General features: G+C 73.1%; 13 protein-coding genes. 8 read left to right on the forward strand and 5 right to left on the reverse strand.

Annotation, left to right across the window (positions count from 1 at the left end; translation table 11 throughout):
- Positions 1 to 33: 33 nt before the first annotated feature.
- The gene (locus Sco07f_RS01460) at positions 34 to 276 is read right to left on the reverse strand and encodes a heavy-metal-associated domain-containing protein (protein WP_087790896.1); all 243 of its coding nucleotides are present in this window, start codon (positions 274 to 276) and stop codon (positions 34 to 36) included.
- Between the two features lie 194 nt (positions 277 to 470).
- Between Sco07f_RS01460 and Sco07f_RS01465 the strand changes: the two genes are divergently transcribed.
- Entirely contained in the window at positions 471 to 1,508 is a 1,038-nt protein-coding gene (locus tag Sco07f_RS01465; protein WP_108986716.1) for a zinc-dependent alcohol dehydrogenase family protein, read from the forward strand.
- On the opposite strand, the gene Sco07f_RS01470 is transcribed toward Sco07f_RS01465, so the two are convergent.
- Complete coding sequence (locus tag Sco07f_RS01470) at positions 1,495 to 2,118, reverse strand: GNAT family N-acetyltransferase (protein WP_108986717.1); 624 nt, start codon at positions 2,116 to 2,118, stop codon at positions 1,495 to 1,497. The two genes, Sco07f_RS01465 and Sco07f_RS01470, sit on opposite strands and share 14 nt — an antisense overlap.
- A 66-nt stretch (positions 2,119 to 2,184) precedes the next feature.
- Positions 2,185 to 2,376, reverse strand: coding sequence for a helix-turn-helix transcriptional regulator (locus tag Sco07f_RS40020; protein ID WP_007388553.1), 192 nt, complete (start codon positions 2,374 to 2,376; stop codon positions 2,185 to 2,187).
- Positions 2,377 to 3,167: 791 nt separating this feature from the next.
- Between Sco07f_RS40020 and mmsA the strand changes: the two genes are divergently transcribed.
- A complete protein-coding gene (gene mmsA, locus Sco07f_RS01485; RefSeq protein ID WP_007388540.1) occupies positions 3,168 to 4,670 on the forward strand; it encodes a CoA-acylating methylmalonate-semialdehyde dehydrogenase in 1,503 nt (500 codons plus the stop codon).
- 119 nt (positions 4,671 to 4,789) lie between these two features.
- On the opposite strand, the gene Sco07f_RS01490 is transcribed toward mmsA, so the two are convergent.
- On the reverse strand, positions 4,790 to 5,647 hold the full coding sequence (locus Sco07f_RS01490) for an SCO4651 family lipoprotein (RefSeq protein ID WP_108986719.1): 858 nt from the start codon (positions 5,645 to 5,647) through the stop codon (positions 4,790 to 4,792).
- Between the two features lie 343 nt (positions 5,648 to 5,990).
- Between Sco07f_RS01490 and Sco07f_RS01495 the strand changes: the two genes are divergently transcribed.
- The 5 genes from Sco07f_RS01495 (at position 5,991) to Sco07f_RS01515 (ending at position 15,002) form a co-directional block, all read left to right on the forward strand.
- Positions 5,991 to 7,412 (forward strand): APC family permease, encoded by a 1,422-nt coding sequence (locus Sco07f_RS01495; RefSeq protein ID WP_108986720.1) that lies wholly within the window; start codon positions 5,991 to 5,993, stop codon positions 7,410 to 7,412.
- A 258-nt stretch (positions 7,413 to 7,670) separates the two neighbouring features.
- Positions 7,671 to 10,322 carry an alpha/beta fold hydrolase gene (locus tag Sco07f_RS01500; RefSeq protein ID WP_167467986.1) on the forward strand — a complete coding sequence of 884 codons (2,652 nt, stop codon included), beginning with the start codon at positions 7,671 to 7,673 and terminating at the stop codon, positions 10,320 to 10,322.
- On the forward strand, positions 10,319 to 11,218 hold the full coding sequence (locus tag Sco07f_RS01505; RefSeq protein WP_054100315.1) for an ABC transporter permease: 900 nt from the start codon (positions 10,319 to 10,321) through the stop codon (positions 11,216 to 11,218). Before Sco07f_RS01500 ends, Sco07f_RS01505 begins: the two co-directional genes overlap by 4 nt.
- A gap of 148 nt (positions 11,219 to 11,366) precedes the next feature.
- Positions 11,367 to 12,953: a vWA domain-containing protein gene (locus tag Sco07f_RS01510; RefSeq protein ID WP_108986722.1), complete on the forward strand. Its 1,587-nt coding sequence runs from the start codon at positions 11,367 to 11,369 to the stop codon at positions 12,951 to 12,953.
- 120 nt (positions 12,954 to 13,073) lie between these two features.
- Complete coding sequence (locus Sco07f_RS01515; RefSeq protein ID WP_108986723.1) at positions 13,074 to 15,002, forward strand: AMP-dependent synthetase/ligase; 1,929 nt, start codon at positions 13,074 to 13,076, stop codon at positions 15,000 to 15,002.
- Positions 15,003 to 15,155: 153 nt separating this feature from the next.
- Here the strand turns inward: Sco07f_RS01515 and rdlB are convergent, their stop codons facing one another.
- Positions 15,156 to 15,548 (reverse strand): rodlin RdlB, encoded by a 393-nt coding sequence (rdlB, locus tag Sco07f_RS01520; RefSeq protein ID WP_061444666.1) that lies wholly within the window; start codon positions 15,546 to 15,548, stop codon positions 15,156 to 15,158.
- A 262-nt stretch (positions 15,549 to 15,810) separates the two neighbouring features.
- Between rdlB and rdlA the strand changes: the two genes are divergently transcribed.
- Entirely contained in the window at positions 15,811 to 16,206 is a 396-nt protein-coding gene (gene rdlA, locus Sco07f_RS01525) for a rodlin RdlA (RefSeq protein ID WP_030179702.1), read from the forward strand.
- The last annotated feature ends 146 nt before the right edge of the window (positions 16,207 to 16,352 follow it).

The raw sequence follows: 16,352 nt of genomic DNA on the forward strand, positions 1-16,352 counted from the left end.
TCGGGACTCCAGGACGGGGGTGCGTGCCGGTGCTCAGACCCGGCCGACGAGCTCGAAGCCCGCCTCGTCCACGGCGGCGCGTACGGCCGCGTCGTCGAGGGGGGTCTCGGAGACGACGGTGACCTCGCCGGTGGCGGCGACGGCCTGCACGGAGCCGACGCCCGCGATCTCGGAGATCTCGCCGGAGACGGCGCCCTCGCAGTGGCCGCAGCTCATTCCGCTCACCTTGTAGACGGTGGTGACGGAGTCCTGGGTGGTGTCGGTCTGGGCGCTCATGTCGTTACTCCTCGTCGGGGGCGTGCACGGGCGGGTACCCGTGGGGTCCTGGCCGGACCACTCGCCTCCACTGTACCCCTAGGGGGTATGACTTCGGATGGGCCTGTCGTGAGATGAGGGACGGGAGGCGCGAACGCCACCCCGACAGACATGACAGAGATGACAGACACGACAGTACGAAAGTGAGGGGACGGATGCGCGCGGTCGTGTTCGAGCGCTTCGGGGAGCCGGCCGAGGTGCGGGAGGTCGCCGACCCCGCGCCCGCGCCGCACGGTGTCGTGGTGCGCGTCGAGGCCACCGGACTGTGCCGCAGCGACTGGCACGGATGGCAGGGGCACGACCCGGACATCGCGCTGCCGCACGTCCCCGGTCACGAACTCGCCGGTGTCGTCGAGGCGGTCGGCGACCGGGTGACCGGGTGGCGGCCCGGCGACCGGGTGACCGTGCCCTTCGTCTGCGCCTGCGGGAGCTGCGCGGCGTGCGCGGCGGGGGACCAGCAGGTGTGCGAGCGCCAGACCCAGCCGGGCTTCACCCACTGGGGTTCCTTCGCCGAGTACGTGGCGCTCGACCACGCCGACGTCAATCTGGTCGCCGTGCCCGAGGGCATGTCGTACGCCACGGCCGCGTCGCTCGGCTGCCGTTTCGCCACCGCGTTCCGCGCCGTGGTGCAGCAGGGGCGCCTCGCGGCGGGGGAGTGGGTCGCGGTGCACGGCTGCGGGGGCGTCGGCCTGTCCGCGGTGATGATCGCGGCGGCGTCGGGCGCGCGCGTGGTCGCCGTGGACGTGTCGGCCCGTGCGCTGGAGCTGGCGCGCACCTTCGGCGCGGCCGAGACCGTGGACGCCTCCCGGACGCCGGACACGGCGGCGGCCGTCCGCGACCTCACCGGCGGCGGCGCCCACCTCTCGCTCGACGCCCTCGGTTCGCCCGCCACCTGCGCGGCGTCCGTGGCCGGGCTGCGCCGCCGGGGCCGGCACGTCCAGGTCGGGCTGCTGCCCTCGGCGGACGGCACCACGCCGGTGCCGATGGCCCGCGCCGTCGCCCTGGAGCTGGAACTGCTGGGGAGCCACGGGATGGCCGCGCACACCTACCCGCCGATGCTGGAACTGGTCCGCGGCGGAGTGCTGCGGCCCGACCTGCTGGTGACGTCCACCATCGGCCTCGAGGCGGTCCCGGCGGCCCTCGCGGCGCTGGGGACGGCGCCCGGCGCCGGGGTGACGGTCATCGAGCCGTGACGGCCGCCCCGGAGGGGCCGGGCCGGGGAACGTCGCGTCGTCGCGGCGTGTCGGGGTGCCCGCGGTGGACGGCCCACTCGTGGTCGAGGACGGCCATCAGCACCTCGTCCACCCACACCCCGTCCCGCTGCTCCACCTCGCGCCGTACGCCTTCGCGCACGAACCCGACCTTCTCGTAGACCCGCAGCGCCCGGTGGTTGTGGGCGTAGGCGTCGAGCTGGACGCGGTGCAGGCCCAGTGCCTCGAAGGCGTGGCCGACGATCAGCCGGGTCGCCTCGGTGCCGATGCCCCGGCCGCGTCCCCGCGCGCCGATCAGGGTGCGGAAGGTGCAGGTGCGGTCCTCGGGCACCCACGCGTGGAGCACGACCTCGCCGAGGACCTCGCCGTCGTCGGGATCGGTGACGGCGAGGTCCAGGCGGTCGGGCTGCGCACTGCGCGAGCCGTACCAGTCGCGCAGCACCCGAGGGGTGAGTTCCCCGGGCGGGGAGCCGGTGAAGTGCGTGACCTCGGGGTCGTTGACGAGGTCCCACATGCGCTCGGCGTCCGCCTCGGTGAAGGGCCGCAGCACGGTCCTGTCGCCGGTCAGCACGGGTTTGACGGAGAAGTCCATGGACCGAACTGTGCCCCACGCCGGCCTGGGGCACCGAACGGTTTTCCGGCACCGCCCGCCGTCCGTCTATCTGTTCCGGTTCCGCGGGCGGGACGCCACCCAGGCCCGGACCGTGTCCGCGTACCAGTACGGCTTCCCTCCCTCCACGTGGTCGGGCGGGGGCAGCAGCCCGTGCTTGCGGTACGACCGCACGGTGTCCGGCTGGACGTTGATGTGGGCCGCGATGTCCTTGTAGGACCAGAGCCTTCGGTCGGTCACTCGTTGCACCTCCCTGCGCGCGCCGCGGCGGCGACCGGGGACGGCCGCCGGGGGGAGCCGGGCGCTGCGCCGGCGATCACCAAGCCTGTTCCGGGTGAACGACGCCGGGCGGGGGACGGTCAGGGGCCGTTCCGGGGTGTGACGGAAGACCCGCGTGCGCGTGACATGTGTGACCCGGAGGGCGCATTTGTGACACGAGTGCCACACAGGCGTACGCCGTCGTTCAGGCGCGGCACGTTGACTGGGGCGGCCGGAGGCGTTCCGTTTCCCGTCCCTCGAACGTCACTCGGGACACGTCGTCCGAATGTCCGGACAAAACATTGACAGGCCGCACGCACGGGGCTAGAAACCGGGGTGACGCAAGGGCGCGGGCAAGAAGGGAACGCGATGGCGCACGACCCGATGGCACACGGCCCGGTCGCCGGTTCCCCCACCGAACGCCTCCGGCGCGGGAAGGCGGTCTCGCCCTGGCAGGAGCGAGGCACGAGCGCCAACTCCCCGCTCGCACCGGCTCCGCGCCGGAGGTCCCCGCGTCGCGCGGTGGCACGGAGCGCCCCGGGCACCCGGGGCGCCCACACTGCCCCACGTGTCTACGCGGACGCCCGAACCGCAGACACAGTGTCGGGCGCGCCCGCGGCGCCCGGCTGCTGGGATGGAGTCACGGCCGAGACCGCGACCCGAGCACCGTCACCGGTCCCGGCCCGTGCGCAGCACGAGCAGTACGAGCAGCATGAGCTGCACCAACGGCACGTCTCGACCCGTCGCCGCCATCTGTGAAGGAGTTCTCGGTCATGACGAACATCGTCAACCACTGGATCGGCGGCAAGACCGCCGAAGGCGCCTCGGGCACGTACGGGCCGGTGACGAACCCGGCGACCGGCGAGGTCACCACCAAGGTCGCCTTCGCCTCCGTCGACGAGGTGGACGCCGCGGTCGCCGCCGCCAAGGAGGCGTACCTGACCTGGGGTCAGTCCTCGCTGGCCCAGCGGACCTCGATCCTCTTCCGGTTCCGCGCCCTGCTGGACGCGCACCGCGACGAGATCGCCGAGCTGATCACCGCCGAGCACGGCAAGGTGCACTCCGACGCGCTCGGCGAGGTCGCGCGGGGCCTGGAGATCGTCGACCTGGCCTGCGGCATCAACGTGCAGCTCAAGGGCGAGCTGTCGACGCAGGTCGCCACCCGCGTCGACGTGTCCTCGATCCGGCAGCCGCTCGGCGTCGTCGCGGGCATCACGCCGTTCAACTTCCCGGCGATGGTGCCGCTGTGGATGTTCCCGATCGCCATCGCCTGCGGCAACACCTTCGTGCTCAAGCCGAGCGAGAAGGACCCCTCGGCCGCCGTGAAGGTCGCCGAACTGCTCTCCGAGGCGGGTCTGCCGGACGGCGTCTTCAACGTCGTGCACGGCGACAAGGTGGCCGTCGACCGCCTCCTGGAGCACCCGGACGTCCAGGCGGTCTCCTTCGTCGGCTCCACCCCGATCGCCCGCTACATCCACACCACCGCCTCCGCCAACGGCAAGCGCGTGCAGGCGCTCGGCGGCGCCAAGAACCACATGCTGGTGCTGCCCGACGCCGACCTCGACGCGGCGGCCGACGCGGCGGTCAGCGCGGCCTACGGTTCGGCCGGCGAGCGCTGCATGGCGATCTCCGCGGTCGTCGCGGTCGGTTCCGTCGGTGACGAGCTGGTGGAGAAGATCCGCGAGCGCGCCGAGAAGATCAAGATCGGCCCCGGCACCGACCCGTCCTCCGAGATGGGTCCGCTCATCACCAAGGCGCACCGCGACAAGGTCGCCTCCTACGTCGAGGGCGCGGCGGCCGAGGGCTGCGAGGTCGTCCTGGACGGCACCGGGTACACCGTCGACGGCCACGAGGACGGCCACTGGATCGGCCTCTCGCTGCTCGACCGGGTGCCGACCACCGCCAAGGCGTACCAGGACGAGATCTTCGGTCCGGTGCTGTGCGTGCTGCGCGCCGAGACCTACGAGGAGGGCGTGGCCCTCATCAACGCCTCGCCGTTCGGCAACGGCACCGCGATCTTCACCCGGGACGGCGGCGCGGCCCGCCGCTTCCAGCTGGAGGTCGAGGCCGGCATGGTCGGCGTCAACGTCCCGATCCCGGTCCCCGTCGGCTACCACTCCTTCGGCGGCTGGAAGGACTCGCTCTTCGGCGACCACCACATCTACGGCAACGACGGCACGCACTTCTACACCCGCGGCAAGGTCGTCACCACCCGCTGGCCGGACCCGGCCGACGCCCCGGCGGGCGTCGACCTGGGCTTCCCGCGCAACCACTGAGGCGGCGCAACGGCTCAGGGCGCGCAACCACTGAGGCCGCGCAGCACTGAGGCCGTGCAGACGCCCCCGGCCCGCCGAGCGACACGGCGGGCCGGGGGCGTCGGCGCGTCACCGGCGGGTCACTGGCCGATCGCCGCGTCCCGCTGCTCCCTGACCTGCTCGCTGAGGTCGCCGGTCTCGGCGGCGGGCGGAGCGGTGATCTCCTTGGTGGTCCCGAACTTCAGGAAGTCCATCTGCACGGTCATGCCCGCGCCGGTCTGCGACATCCGCACCGGCAGGTCCTTGCCGTCGACCCAGATGTCGCAGGTCATCTTCCCGCCGTTCGCCTCCAGGGCGGCGACGGCGGCCTTCTTCTCGGCCTCGGTGAGCTTGGACTTCTCGATGTGCTCCGCGCCGACGCTGCCCCGGTAGTGGGTGGTCTCCTTGCCGAGGACCGTCTCCTTGCCCAGGTCCTCCACCTTCGAGGAAGCCGTCAGGTAGCGCAGCCCCGCCGTCGGGTCGGCGTTGGCCGCCATGTTGTCGGCGCCCGCCTCGCCCGTCACGGCGGCGACGTCGACGCGCATCCATTCCTTGCCCGCGATCGGGCCGCTCGGCTGGGGGTCGATGTCGTAGTAGTAGGCGCCGTCGACCATGACGACCCGCGTCGTCGGGTCGTCCTGGAGGGCGCTCATCTGCGCGGCGGCGGTGTCCATCTCGACGTCCATGGCCGCGCCGTCGCCCCAGGAGTACGTGCCGTCCATGGAGACCGGCTCGCCGCCGGCCGCCTCCAGCGTGGTCGTCGTCCTGATCTCGGCGGAGCCCAGCTCCTCGGTCCGGTCGGTGGCCCGGGTGAGGGCCGCCATGACCGTGCTCGCCTTGTCCACGGCCTTGTCGGCCGTCTCCGTCGCCGTCTTCGCGCCGTCCGAACCGCACGCGGTCGCCGTCACCATCGCGGCCGCCGTGAGCCCCACCCAGGCCGCGGTGTACTTCAGCTTCATGGTCCCCACCCGTTGCCTTGTTCCTGTGATTCAGCTGTGCGAAAGACTGTACCGGCCCCCACCGACAGCGTCCGGATACCGGACGACGGCACGTTTTTTCGCCCGGCCCCCTACGGTTCCCGCACGGCCCAATAGCCCGTCGGTTCAAGGGGCATGTTGCCGTTTCCGGATGTACGGACGGTGGCGATCAACGGTTTCCGTAGGTAAACACCCATTGACGCAGCGGTTTTCGTCGCGATTCCATGCGGCGTCGGGAGCGAACCAGAACGACGTACGACCCAGCCGCCGGAGGCGATAGCGCTCCCTCGCGAACCACGCCGCACGAGTCGATCGGAACCGCTCCATGACCGACACGCTCCGCCCCGTCGAGACCGCCGCCGCGCCCCCGGACGCCCCGGCCCCTCCGGAGTCCCGGACACTGAAGCGTTCCATCGGGGTCGTCGGGGGCACCCTCCTGACGCTCTCGTGCGTGACCCCCGCCTCCACGCTGTTCGTGGTCGTCCCCGACCTGTTCGGCACGCTCGGCACCGCCACCGCGCTCACCATCGCCATCGGCTCCCTGCTCTGCGTCGCCGTGGCGTTCTGCTACTCGGAGCTGGGCACCCTCGTCCCGAGCGCGGGCGGCGAGTACGCCATGGTCTCGACGCTGGCCGGGCGGGCGGCGGGCTGGCTGGTCTTCGTGCTGTCCCTGCTGGTCGTCATGATCGTGCCGCCGGTGATCGCCATGGGCACGGCCGACTACCTCGAACCGGTCCTGCACCTCGACCCGTCCCTGGCCGGGGCCGGCGTCATGCTGCTCGCCACCCTCGCGGGCCTGCTCGACCTGCGGGCCAACGCCTGGATCACCGGTGTCTTCCTGGTCCTGGAGGTCATCGCCGCGGCCGTCGTCGCGGTGCTGGGCTTCGCCCACGCCGAACGCGGCCCCGGCTCCCTCGTGTCGATGGAGGTGGGCGGCGCCCACGGCGGCACGGACCCCGTCACGGCGATGCTGGTCGTCTCCGGGCTCGCCATCGCCCTCTTCGTCACGCAGGGCTTCTCCACCGCCGTCTACCTCTCCGAGGAACTGGAGAACCCGCGCCGCAACGTGGCCCGTACGGTCCTGGCCACCCTCGCCATCTCCGCCGTGATCATCCTGGTCCCGGTCGTCGCCCTCACCCTCGGCGCCCCGGACCTGGCCGAGCTGACCGGCGGCGACATCGGCGCCATGGTCACCGCCTGGTCCAACTCCGCCGTCGGCACCTTCGTCAGCCTCTGCGTGGCCCTCGCCATCGTCAACGCCGGCATCGTCATGGTCATCCAGAACTCGCGCGTCCTGTTCGCCTCCGCCCGCGACAAGGCCTGGCCCGCCCCGGTCAACGGACTCTTCGCCAGGCTCGGCCGTTTCGGCTCCCCGTGGGTCGCCACCCTCGCCGTCGGCGTCCCCGGCGCCGCGCTGTGCTTCGTCGACCTGGACACCCTGTACGGCGTCACCGGCGTCTCCGTCACCGCGATGTACCTGCTCGTCGCCGTCGCCGCCCTCGGGGCCCGGCGCGGCGCCCACCGGCACGCGCGCGCGTGGCGCATGCCCCTGTGGCCGGCGATGCCGGTCCTGCTGATCGCGGTCCTCGCCTACGTCCTGACCCAGCAGGAGCCGAGCCACCTCCTGTGGACCGGCGGCATCGCGGCCGTCGCCACCCTGTACTGGGCCCTGTACCTGCGCCCGCGCCGCACCACACGCTGGCTGGTGACCGTCCCGCAGGACGTACGCGAGCCCGCCGGTCCGTAACACCGGCCGGGGTGCCCGGGGCAGCCCGTCGGCCGGGACTGCCACCGCGCCGGGAGAGAAGTCCGCCGGAGCCTGACCGGCCCCCGGACTGACCGGCCCGGACTCCGACCGGTCCGCCGGATCCCGACCGGTCTGCCGGGCTCCGCCCGGACTACCGCGCCCGTGGTACGCGCCGCCGGCCGCGTACTTCCGTGGGAGGGCCGCCGGTTCAGCCCCGGGGCGGCCCCCGTTGTCGGCGGCGGCCCGTACCGTTGACGCATGGATCTTCGACTGCCCCGCGTGCGAGGGCTGCTACGGGGGCCGCGGCGGATGCTCTCCGCCGCGGCCGCCGTCGTCGTGCTCGCCGGCGCCGGGACGTGGACGGCCGTCGCCGGTGACGACCCGGCACCGGTGCGGCGCGCCGACCGGGCCGTGGCGGTGGGCGACGGAGTGCGCCTGGACACCTCGTACTTCACGGCGGGCTCCGACGGCCGCCGCCCGGCCGTCCTGCTCGCGCACGGCTTCGGCGGCAGCAAGGACGACGTACGGGAGCAGGCCGAGGACCTCGCCCGGGACGGGTACGCGGTCCTCACCTGGTCGGCTCGCGGCTTCGGCGAGTCCACGGGGAAGATCGGGCTGAACGCGCCGGACGGCGAGGTCGCCGACGTCTCCCGCCTGCTCGACTGGCTCGCGGAGCAGCCCCAGGTCGAGCTGGACAAGGACGGCGACCCCCGCGTCGGCATCGCGGGCGGCTCCTACGGCGGAGCCGTCGCGCTGCTCGCCGCCGGGCACGACGCCCGCGTGGACGCCGTCGCCCCGGCGATCACCTACTGGAACCTGGCGGACGCGCTGTTCCCGAACGGCGTCTTCAAGAAGCTGTGGGCCGGCATCTTCGTCAACTCCGGCGGCGGCTGCGACCGGTTCGAGGCGGACCTGTGCCGCATGTACCAGCGGGTCGCCGAGTCCGGCACGCCCGACGCCGAGGCCGTGAAGCTCCTCGAGGAGCGCAGCCCGCAGGCGGTGGGCGAGCGGATCAAGGTGCCCACCCTGCTCATGCAGGGCCAGACCGACTCCCTCTTCCCGCTCGGCCAGGCCGACGCCGCGGCGAAGGCCATCCGCGCCAACGGCGCCCCCGTGGACGTCGACTGGATCGCGGGCGGCCACGACGGCGGCGACATGGAGACCGACCGCGTCCAGGCACGCATCGACGGCTGGTTCGACCGCTACCTCAAGGACGACAAGGGCGCCGACACCGGACCGGCCTTCCGCGTCACCCGCACCGGAGGCGTCGACTCCACCGACGGACAGGCCCAGTTGCGCGGCGCGAGCGCCGACCACTACCCGGGCCTGGCGAACGGGCAGCGCTCCGTGCCCCTGCGCGGCCGCGAGCAGAGCGTCGACAACCCGGCCGGCGCCAACCCGCCCGCCGTCTCCGCCCTCCCCGGCATCGGCGGCGCCGGCGGGCTCTCCCGGCTCTCCTCGCTCGGCGTCGGCATCTCCCTGGACTTCCCCGGCCAGTACGCCGCGTTCGAGTCCGCCCCGGTCGGCGACGACCTGCGGATCACCGGCTCCCCGACGGCCACCGTCCACGTCCGCTCCACCACCGAGGACGCCGTCCTCTTCGCCAAGGTGTACGACGTCGGCCCCGGCGGCACCTCGCCCGTGCTCCCGTCGCAGCTGGTGACCCCCGTCCGCGTCGAGGACGCGAAGGCGGGCAAGGACGTCACGGTCACCCTCCCGGCGATCGACCACGAGGTGCAGAAGGGCCACCGGCTCCGCCTGGTCCTCGCCTCCACCGACCTCGGCTACGCCTCGCCGGCCACCCCGGCGACGTACACCGTCTCCCTCGAGGGCGACCTGAAGGTGCCGACCGCCCCCGGCGTCACGACCGCCGCCGCGCCGCTGCTCGCGTGGGTGTGGTGGCTGCCCCTGGCCGGTGCCGCCGTCGCCCTGGCCCTGCTGTGGACCGGCCGCCGCCGCACCGCCGCGCCCGCGCCCGACCCGGCGCTGGCCGACGTACCCCTTCAGATCACCGGCCTGAGCAAGCGCTACGCCGGGTCCACCGAGCGGTACGCGGTGCGGGAGCTGTCCTTCCGCGTGGAGAAGGGGCAGGTGCTGGGCCTGCTCGGGCCCAACGGTGCGGGCAAGACCACCACGCTGCGGATGCTGATGGGCCTGATCAAGCCGGACGACGGCGAGATCCGGGTCTTCGGCCACGCCATCCGCCCCGGCGCCCCGGTCCTGTCCCGGGTCGGCGCCTTCGTCGAGGGCGCGGGCTTCCTGCCGCACCTGTCCGGCCGGGAGAACCTGGAGCTGTACTGGCGGGCGACCGGCCGTCCGCCCGAGGACGCCCACCTCGACGAGGCCCTGGAGATCGCCGGTCTCGGCGACGCGCTCGCCCGCGCGGTGCGCACCTACTCCCAGGGCATGCGCCAGCGCCTCGCCATCGCCCAGGCCATGCTCGGCCTGCCCGACCTGCTGATCCTGGACGAGCCGACCAACGGCCTGGACCCGCCCCAGATCCGCGAGATGCGCGAGGTGATGATCCGCTACGCGGCGGCAGGCCGCACGGTGATCGTCTCCAGCCACCTCCTTGCCGAGGTCGAGCAGTCCTGCACCCACCTCGTCGTCATGGACCGGGGCCGGCTGGTGCAGGCGGGCCCGGTCGCCGAGATCGTCGGTTCCGGCGACACCCTCCTGGTCGGCACCGGCCTGCCCGTGGACGAACCGCTCGTGGACAAGGTCGCCGCCCTGCCGGGCGTGGCCTCGGTCGTGCACACCGACGACGGTCTCCTGGTCCGCCTCGACCCCGGCGGCACCGCGCCCGGCCTGGTCGCCGAACTGGTGCGGCTGGAGATCCCCGTGGCGTCGGTCGGCCCGCACCGCCGCCTGGAGGACGCCTTCCTCACCCTGATCGGAGGTTCCGCATGAGCACGCCCACCAAGCCGGCCACGACCGGGCCCGCGCCCGGCCCGGCGTCGGCGTCCGAGTCCGCGTACGGCTACCGGGCGGGCCGCACCCTCCCCCTGCGGGTGGAGCTGGTGCGCCAGCTCAAGCGGCGCCGCACCCTGGTCATGGGCGCGATCCTCGCCGTGCTGCCGCTCGTCCTCGTCGTCGCCTTCGCGATCGGCGGCGAGCCCGAGGGCCCCGGAGACCGCATCACCCTCATGGACACCGCCACCGCCTCCGGCGCCAACTTCGCCGCCGTCAACCTCTTCGTCTCGGCGGGCTTCCTGCTGGTCGTCCCGGTCGCCCTGTTCTGCGGGGACACCGTGGCCTCCGAGGCGAGCTGGTCCTCCCTGCGCTACCTGCTCGCCGCGCCGGTGCCGCGCGCCCGGCTGCTCGCCTCCAAGCTGGCCGTCGGGCTCGGGCTGAGCCTGGCCGCGATGGTGCTGCTGCCCCTGGTGGCGCTGGCCGTGGGCACCGTCGCCTACGGCTGGGGACCGCTGGCCATCCCCACGGGCGGTTCGCTCGCCCCGGGCACGGCCGCGCAGCGCCTGGTCGTGGTCGTGGCGTACATCTTCGTGTCCCAACTGGTCACGGCCGGCCTCGCGTTCTGGCTCTCCACCCGGACCGACGCACCGCTGGGCGCGGTCGGCGGCGCCGTCGGTCTCACCATCGTCGGCAACGTCCTGGACGCCGTGACCGCGCTCGGCCACTGGCGCGACTTCCTGCCCGCGCACTGGCAGTTCGCCTGGGCGGACGCCGTCCAGCCGAACCCGGAGTGGTCCGGCATGATCCAGGGCACGGCGGTCTCGGTCACGTACGCGCTGGTGCTGTTCGCCCTGGCCTTCCGGGGTTTCGCCAGGAAGGACGTCGTCTCCTAGGTCACCGGAGGATCACCCACCGGTCTCGGCGGGACGCCCCCGTACCCGCTTCGAGACACAGCCGTAACACCCCGTGCCGCACGTTTCGCCCCGCCGCCCCGTCACAGTCACGTACACCGGCGCCGACGAAGCACAGGGGGACTTGACGATGCACCGGTACGGGACTCACGGGAAGCGGGGGCGGCGCGGCGCGACCGCGCTGCTCGCGCTCACCCTGGCGGGCGGGCTGCTGCTCACCGGCTGCGGGGGAGACGACGACGCGTCCGGCGGGGCGAAGGACACCACGGTCGACTCGCGGCGCCGCGGCTCGGCCCCGATGCCCCCACCCGACCGCCCGCGCGGCGCACAGCGTGACGACGGCGGCACCAGCACCGGCGAGGGGGAGAAGAACGGCGACTCCCGCGAGATCGCGCCGGACCCCGACCACCTCTCCACCTTCGCCCTCGACGTGGACACCGCCTCCTACGGCTACGCACGCCGCACCCTGTCCGAGGGCCGGCTGCCCGACCCGGCCACGGTCCGCCCCGAGGAGTTCGTCAACAGCTTCCGCCAGGACTACGAGCGCCCCGACGGCGACGGCTTCTCGGTGACCGTGGACGGCGCCCGCACCGACGACGAGGACTGGTCGCTGGTCCGCGTCGGCCTGGCCACCCGCTCCGCCGAGGGGCGGGGCGAACGCCCGCCGGCCGCCCTGACCTTCGTCATCGACGTCTCCGGTTCCATGGCCGAGCCCGGCCGCCTCGACCTCGCCCGGGAGGCGCTGGGCACCATGACGGACCGGCTGCGCGACGACGACTCCGTCGCGCTCGTCACGTTCAGCGACGAGGCCGAGACCGTCCTGCCCATGACCCGGCTCGGCGACCACCGCGGCCGCGTCCACGACGCGATCGACGGTCTGGAGCCGGCCGAGTCCACCAACCTCGGCGCGGGCGTCGAGGCCGGCTACGAGACCGCCGTGGAGGGCCGCCGCGAGGGCGTCACCAACCGCGTCGTCCTCGTCTCCGACGCCCTCGCCAACACCGGCGACACCGACGCGGACACCATCCTCGAACGCGTCGCCACCGAGCGCCGCGAGCACGGCATCACCCTCTTCGGCGTCGGCGTCGGCAGCGACTACGGCGACGCCCTGATGGAACGCCTCGCCGACAAGGGCGACGGCCACACCGCGTACGTCTCCACCACCGAGGACGCCCGCGAGGTGTTCTGCGAGCAACTGCCGCGCCACATCGAGCTGACCGCGCGCGACGCCAAGGCCCAGGTCGCCTTCGACCCGGAGACCGTCGCCGAGTTCCGCCTCGTCGGCTACGACAACCGCCAGGTCGCCGACGAGGACTTCCGCGACGACCGCGTCGACGGCGGCGAGGTCGGCCCCGGCCACACGGTCACCGCCCTGTACGCCGTCCGCACGAGGCCCGGCGCCGACGGCCACCTCGCCACGGCCACCGTCCGCTGGCTGGACCCCGACAGCCGGGACCCGCACGAGGAGTCCGGCGCCGTGGAGACCGACGCCCTCGGCGAGTCGGTCTGGGACGCGGAGCGCGGGCTGCGGGTCACGGCGACCGCCGCGTACTTCGCCGACGCCCTCCGGTCCGCGGACGGCGACCGGAGTTCCCTGCCGGGCGCGCCGGGCCTGTCCGAACTGTCCGAGCGGGCCGACGGCCTGGCCGACCGCACGGAGGACGAGGACCTGCGCGAGCTGGCCGAGGCGATCGGGGAAGCGGACCGGCTGGCCTGACCCGACGGTGGTCGAGTGCGCCCATTGACGTTTCCTTACGCGTGAGTAAGTTTACTCTGAAGTAAGTTCGCGAGCGAGTACACGCGAAGCACTTCAGTCCGACCGCGACCGGGAGCCGTCATGGGCGTACGCAGGGACCTGAAACGGGCGAGAGACCGCGGTGACCTGGCGTCCCGCACGAGGACCGAGACCGTCACGGACGCCGGCGGCACCGTCCGCGAGGCCCGCACCGCCCCCCTCGCGCCCCGTCCCACCGAGGGCAGCACCGCCGACATCCCGTTCACCAACGCGGCCGAGGCCCCCGGCGCGGTCGTCCTGCGCCGCCAGGTGGACGATGCCTGGCGGCCCGTCACCGCGGCGGAGTTCGCCCGCGAGGTGACCGCCGTCGCCAAGGGCCTGATCGCGGCGGGCCTGGAACCCGGCGGCCGGGTCGCCGTCATGTCCCGCACCCGCTACGAGTGGACGGTCCTGGACTTCGCCGTCTGGGCGGCCGGCGGCCAGACCGTCCCCGTGTACGCCACCTCCTCGGCCGACCAGGTCGAGTGGATCGTCCGCGACTCCGGCGCCCGGCACGTCGTCACCGAGACCGCCGCCAACACCGCCACCGTCCTGACCAGCACCGCCGGCCACCCCGAGCACCCGCGCGTCTGGGAACTCGACGCCGGCGCGCTCGCCGACCTCACCGCCCTCGGCCTGGGCGTGAGCGACGAGGAGGTCACCAAGCGCCGCACCGCGCTGACCCCGGACGCGGTCGCCACCGTCTGCTACACCTCCGGCACCACCGGACGCCCCAAGGGCTGCGTCCTCACCCACGCCAACCTGCACGCCGAGGCCGCCAACACGGTCGAACTGCTGCACCCGATCTTCAAGGAGGTCACCGGCCAGACCGCCTCGACGCTCCTCTTCCTCCCCCTCGCCCACATCCTGGGCCGCACCATCCAGATCTCCTGCCTGCTGGCCCGCATCGAGGTCGGCCACTTCCCGAGCATCAAACCGGACGAACTGCGCCCCGCGCTCAAGTCGTTCCGCCCGACCTTCCTGGTCGGCGTCCCGTACCTGTTCGAGAAGATCCACGACACCGGCCGGGCGACCGCCGAGAAGATCGGCCGCGGCGCCTCCTTCGAACGCGCCCACCGCCTCGCCGTCCGCTTCGGCGCCGCGCACCTGGCACGCTTCCTGGGCCGCGGCAAGGGCCCCACCCTCGGCCTGTGGGCCGGCTGGGCCCTGTACGACCTGCTGGTCTACCGCCGGGTCCGGGGCGAGCTGGGCGGCCGGATGCGCTACGCCATCAGCGGCGGCTCCCCGCTGGAGAGCGACCTCAACCTGTTCTTCTACGCCGCCGGAATCATGGTCTACGAGGGCTACGGCCTGACCGAGACCACCGCGGCCGCCACCATCGTCCCGCCGCTCGGACCCCGCCCCGGCACGGTCGGCCCGCCGGTCCCGGGCACCGCCGTGCGCATCGCGGACGACGGCGAGGTGCTGGTCAAGGGCGGCATCGTCTTCGGCGCCTACCGGGGCAACCCCGAGGCCACCGAGGCGGCCCTCACCGACGGCTGGTTCGCCACCGGCGACCTCGGCTCCCTCGACGCCGACGGCTACCTCACCATCACCGGCCGCAAGAAGGACCTGCTGGTCACCTCCGGCGGCAAGAACGTCTCCCCGGCCGTCCTGGAGGACCGCCTGCGCAGCCGCCCACCCGTCGCCCAGTGCCTGGTCGTCGGCGACAACCGGCCCTACGTCGCCGCGCTGATCACCCTCGACCCGGAGGCGGTCGCCCACTGGCTGGCGGTGCGGAAGCTGCCCGCCGGCACCCCGCTGTCCGAGCTGGTGCACGACGAGAGGATGCGCGCCGACGTCCAGAAGGCCGTCGACCACGCCAACGCGGCCGTCTCCCGCGCCGAGTCGATCCGCGCCTTCCGGCTGGTCGAGGACGAGTTCACCGAGGAGAACGGGCTGCTGACCCCGTCCCTGAAGGTGAAACGGCACGCGGCGGTCGAGGCGTACGCGGACGAGATCGAGGCGCTGTACGCGAAGCCGGCACGCTGATCCTGCCGGTCCTGCCGGTCCTGCCGGTCCTGCCGGTCCTGCCGATCCTGCCGATCCTGCCGGAACGCAGCCGGGCGCCGAGGGCGTGCGAAAGGGGCGGTCCGCCGATGTGCTCGGCGGACCGCCCCCGGCGCGTACCGGCGCCTGCCGTGCTCAGCCCTCGCCGTTGGCGGACAGGATCGAGACGTCCTCCAGGAGGTGGGCCAGCGCACCGTCGCGCTTGGCCTGCGTGGAGTTCTCGGCGCACTGCTGGTTCATGTCGTCGCCCAGGACGTTGAGGTCCTGGATCGGCACGAGGCCGATGACGCTGACCGGGATGTCGCTGACCGCGATGCAGGGCTTGTTGAACGAGCCCTGGATGAGCGCCATCTGCGGGCTCATGTTGCCCGTGGTCATCGAGTTGCCGAAGTACTGCGAGGCGCCGTTCCCGTTGGCCGCGACGGGACCGCTGTCGTCGCCGATCGCCATCGCCTGCGGGGCCGCGGCAGCGGAGGCGCCCATGACGGAGGCGGCGATCGCCGCGTAGGCAACTACCTTCTTGATCACTGGCCAGTCCTTTCTGAGGAAACCCCGTTCGCCGGAGCGCACTGGTCAACTCCGTGAGTCCGTCCGGGTTTCTCCCGTTCACTCCGACGGCGGACATCGGGAAGTGTGTACGGGTCCGCGTTTCCCCCGGGGATTCCGGCGATTCCCGCGCCGATTCCGAGATGCCGTGCGGGCCAACCGGGTGAACGCCCGCAACCAATCATGGCGCACCGGGTTGATGAGGCCGTAGGACAGTGCGTCGCTACGACGAAAGGAACGCGAAGTGCTCAAGAAGGCAATGGTCGCCGCGGCGGCTGCCGCTTCTGTGATCGGCATGTCGGCTGCCGCCGCTCCCCAGGCCCTGGCCATCGGGGACGACAACGGGCCGGCCGTGGCCAACGGCAACGGCGCCGAGTCGGCGTTCGGCAACTCGGCCACCAAGGGCGACATGAGCCCCCAGCTGTCGCTGGTCGAGGGCACGCTGAACAAGCCGTGCCTCGGTGTCGAGGACGTCAACGTCGCCGTCATCAACCTCGTGCCGATCCAGGACGTCAACGTTCTGGCGGACGACCTGAACCAGCAGTGCGCGGACAACTCCACGCAGGCCAAGCGCGACGGCGCCCTCTCGCACGTCCTGGAGGACCTGTCGGTCCTGTCGGCGAACGGCGAGGGCCGCTGAGCCCAGCTCCGCCCGGTCCGGGCGGCCCGCTGATTTCCGCGTGGGCCGCCCGGCCGTGAACGGAACGGGATTTCGCCGGGGAGCGGATCGACGTCGTCGCTCTCCTGGGGGAACGGCCGGACCGTGTCGTGAGGCATCCGAGTGAA

The sequence above is a fragment of the Streptomyces coelicoflavus genome (assembly GCF_003112555.1).
In the GTDB taxonomy this organism is placed as follows: Bacteria; Actinomycetota; Actinomycetes; order Streptomycetales; family Streptomycetaceae; genus Streptomyces; species Streptomyces coelicoflavus.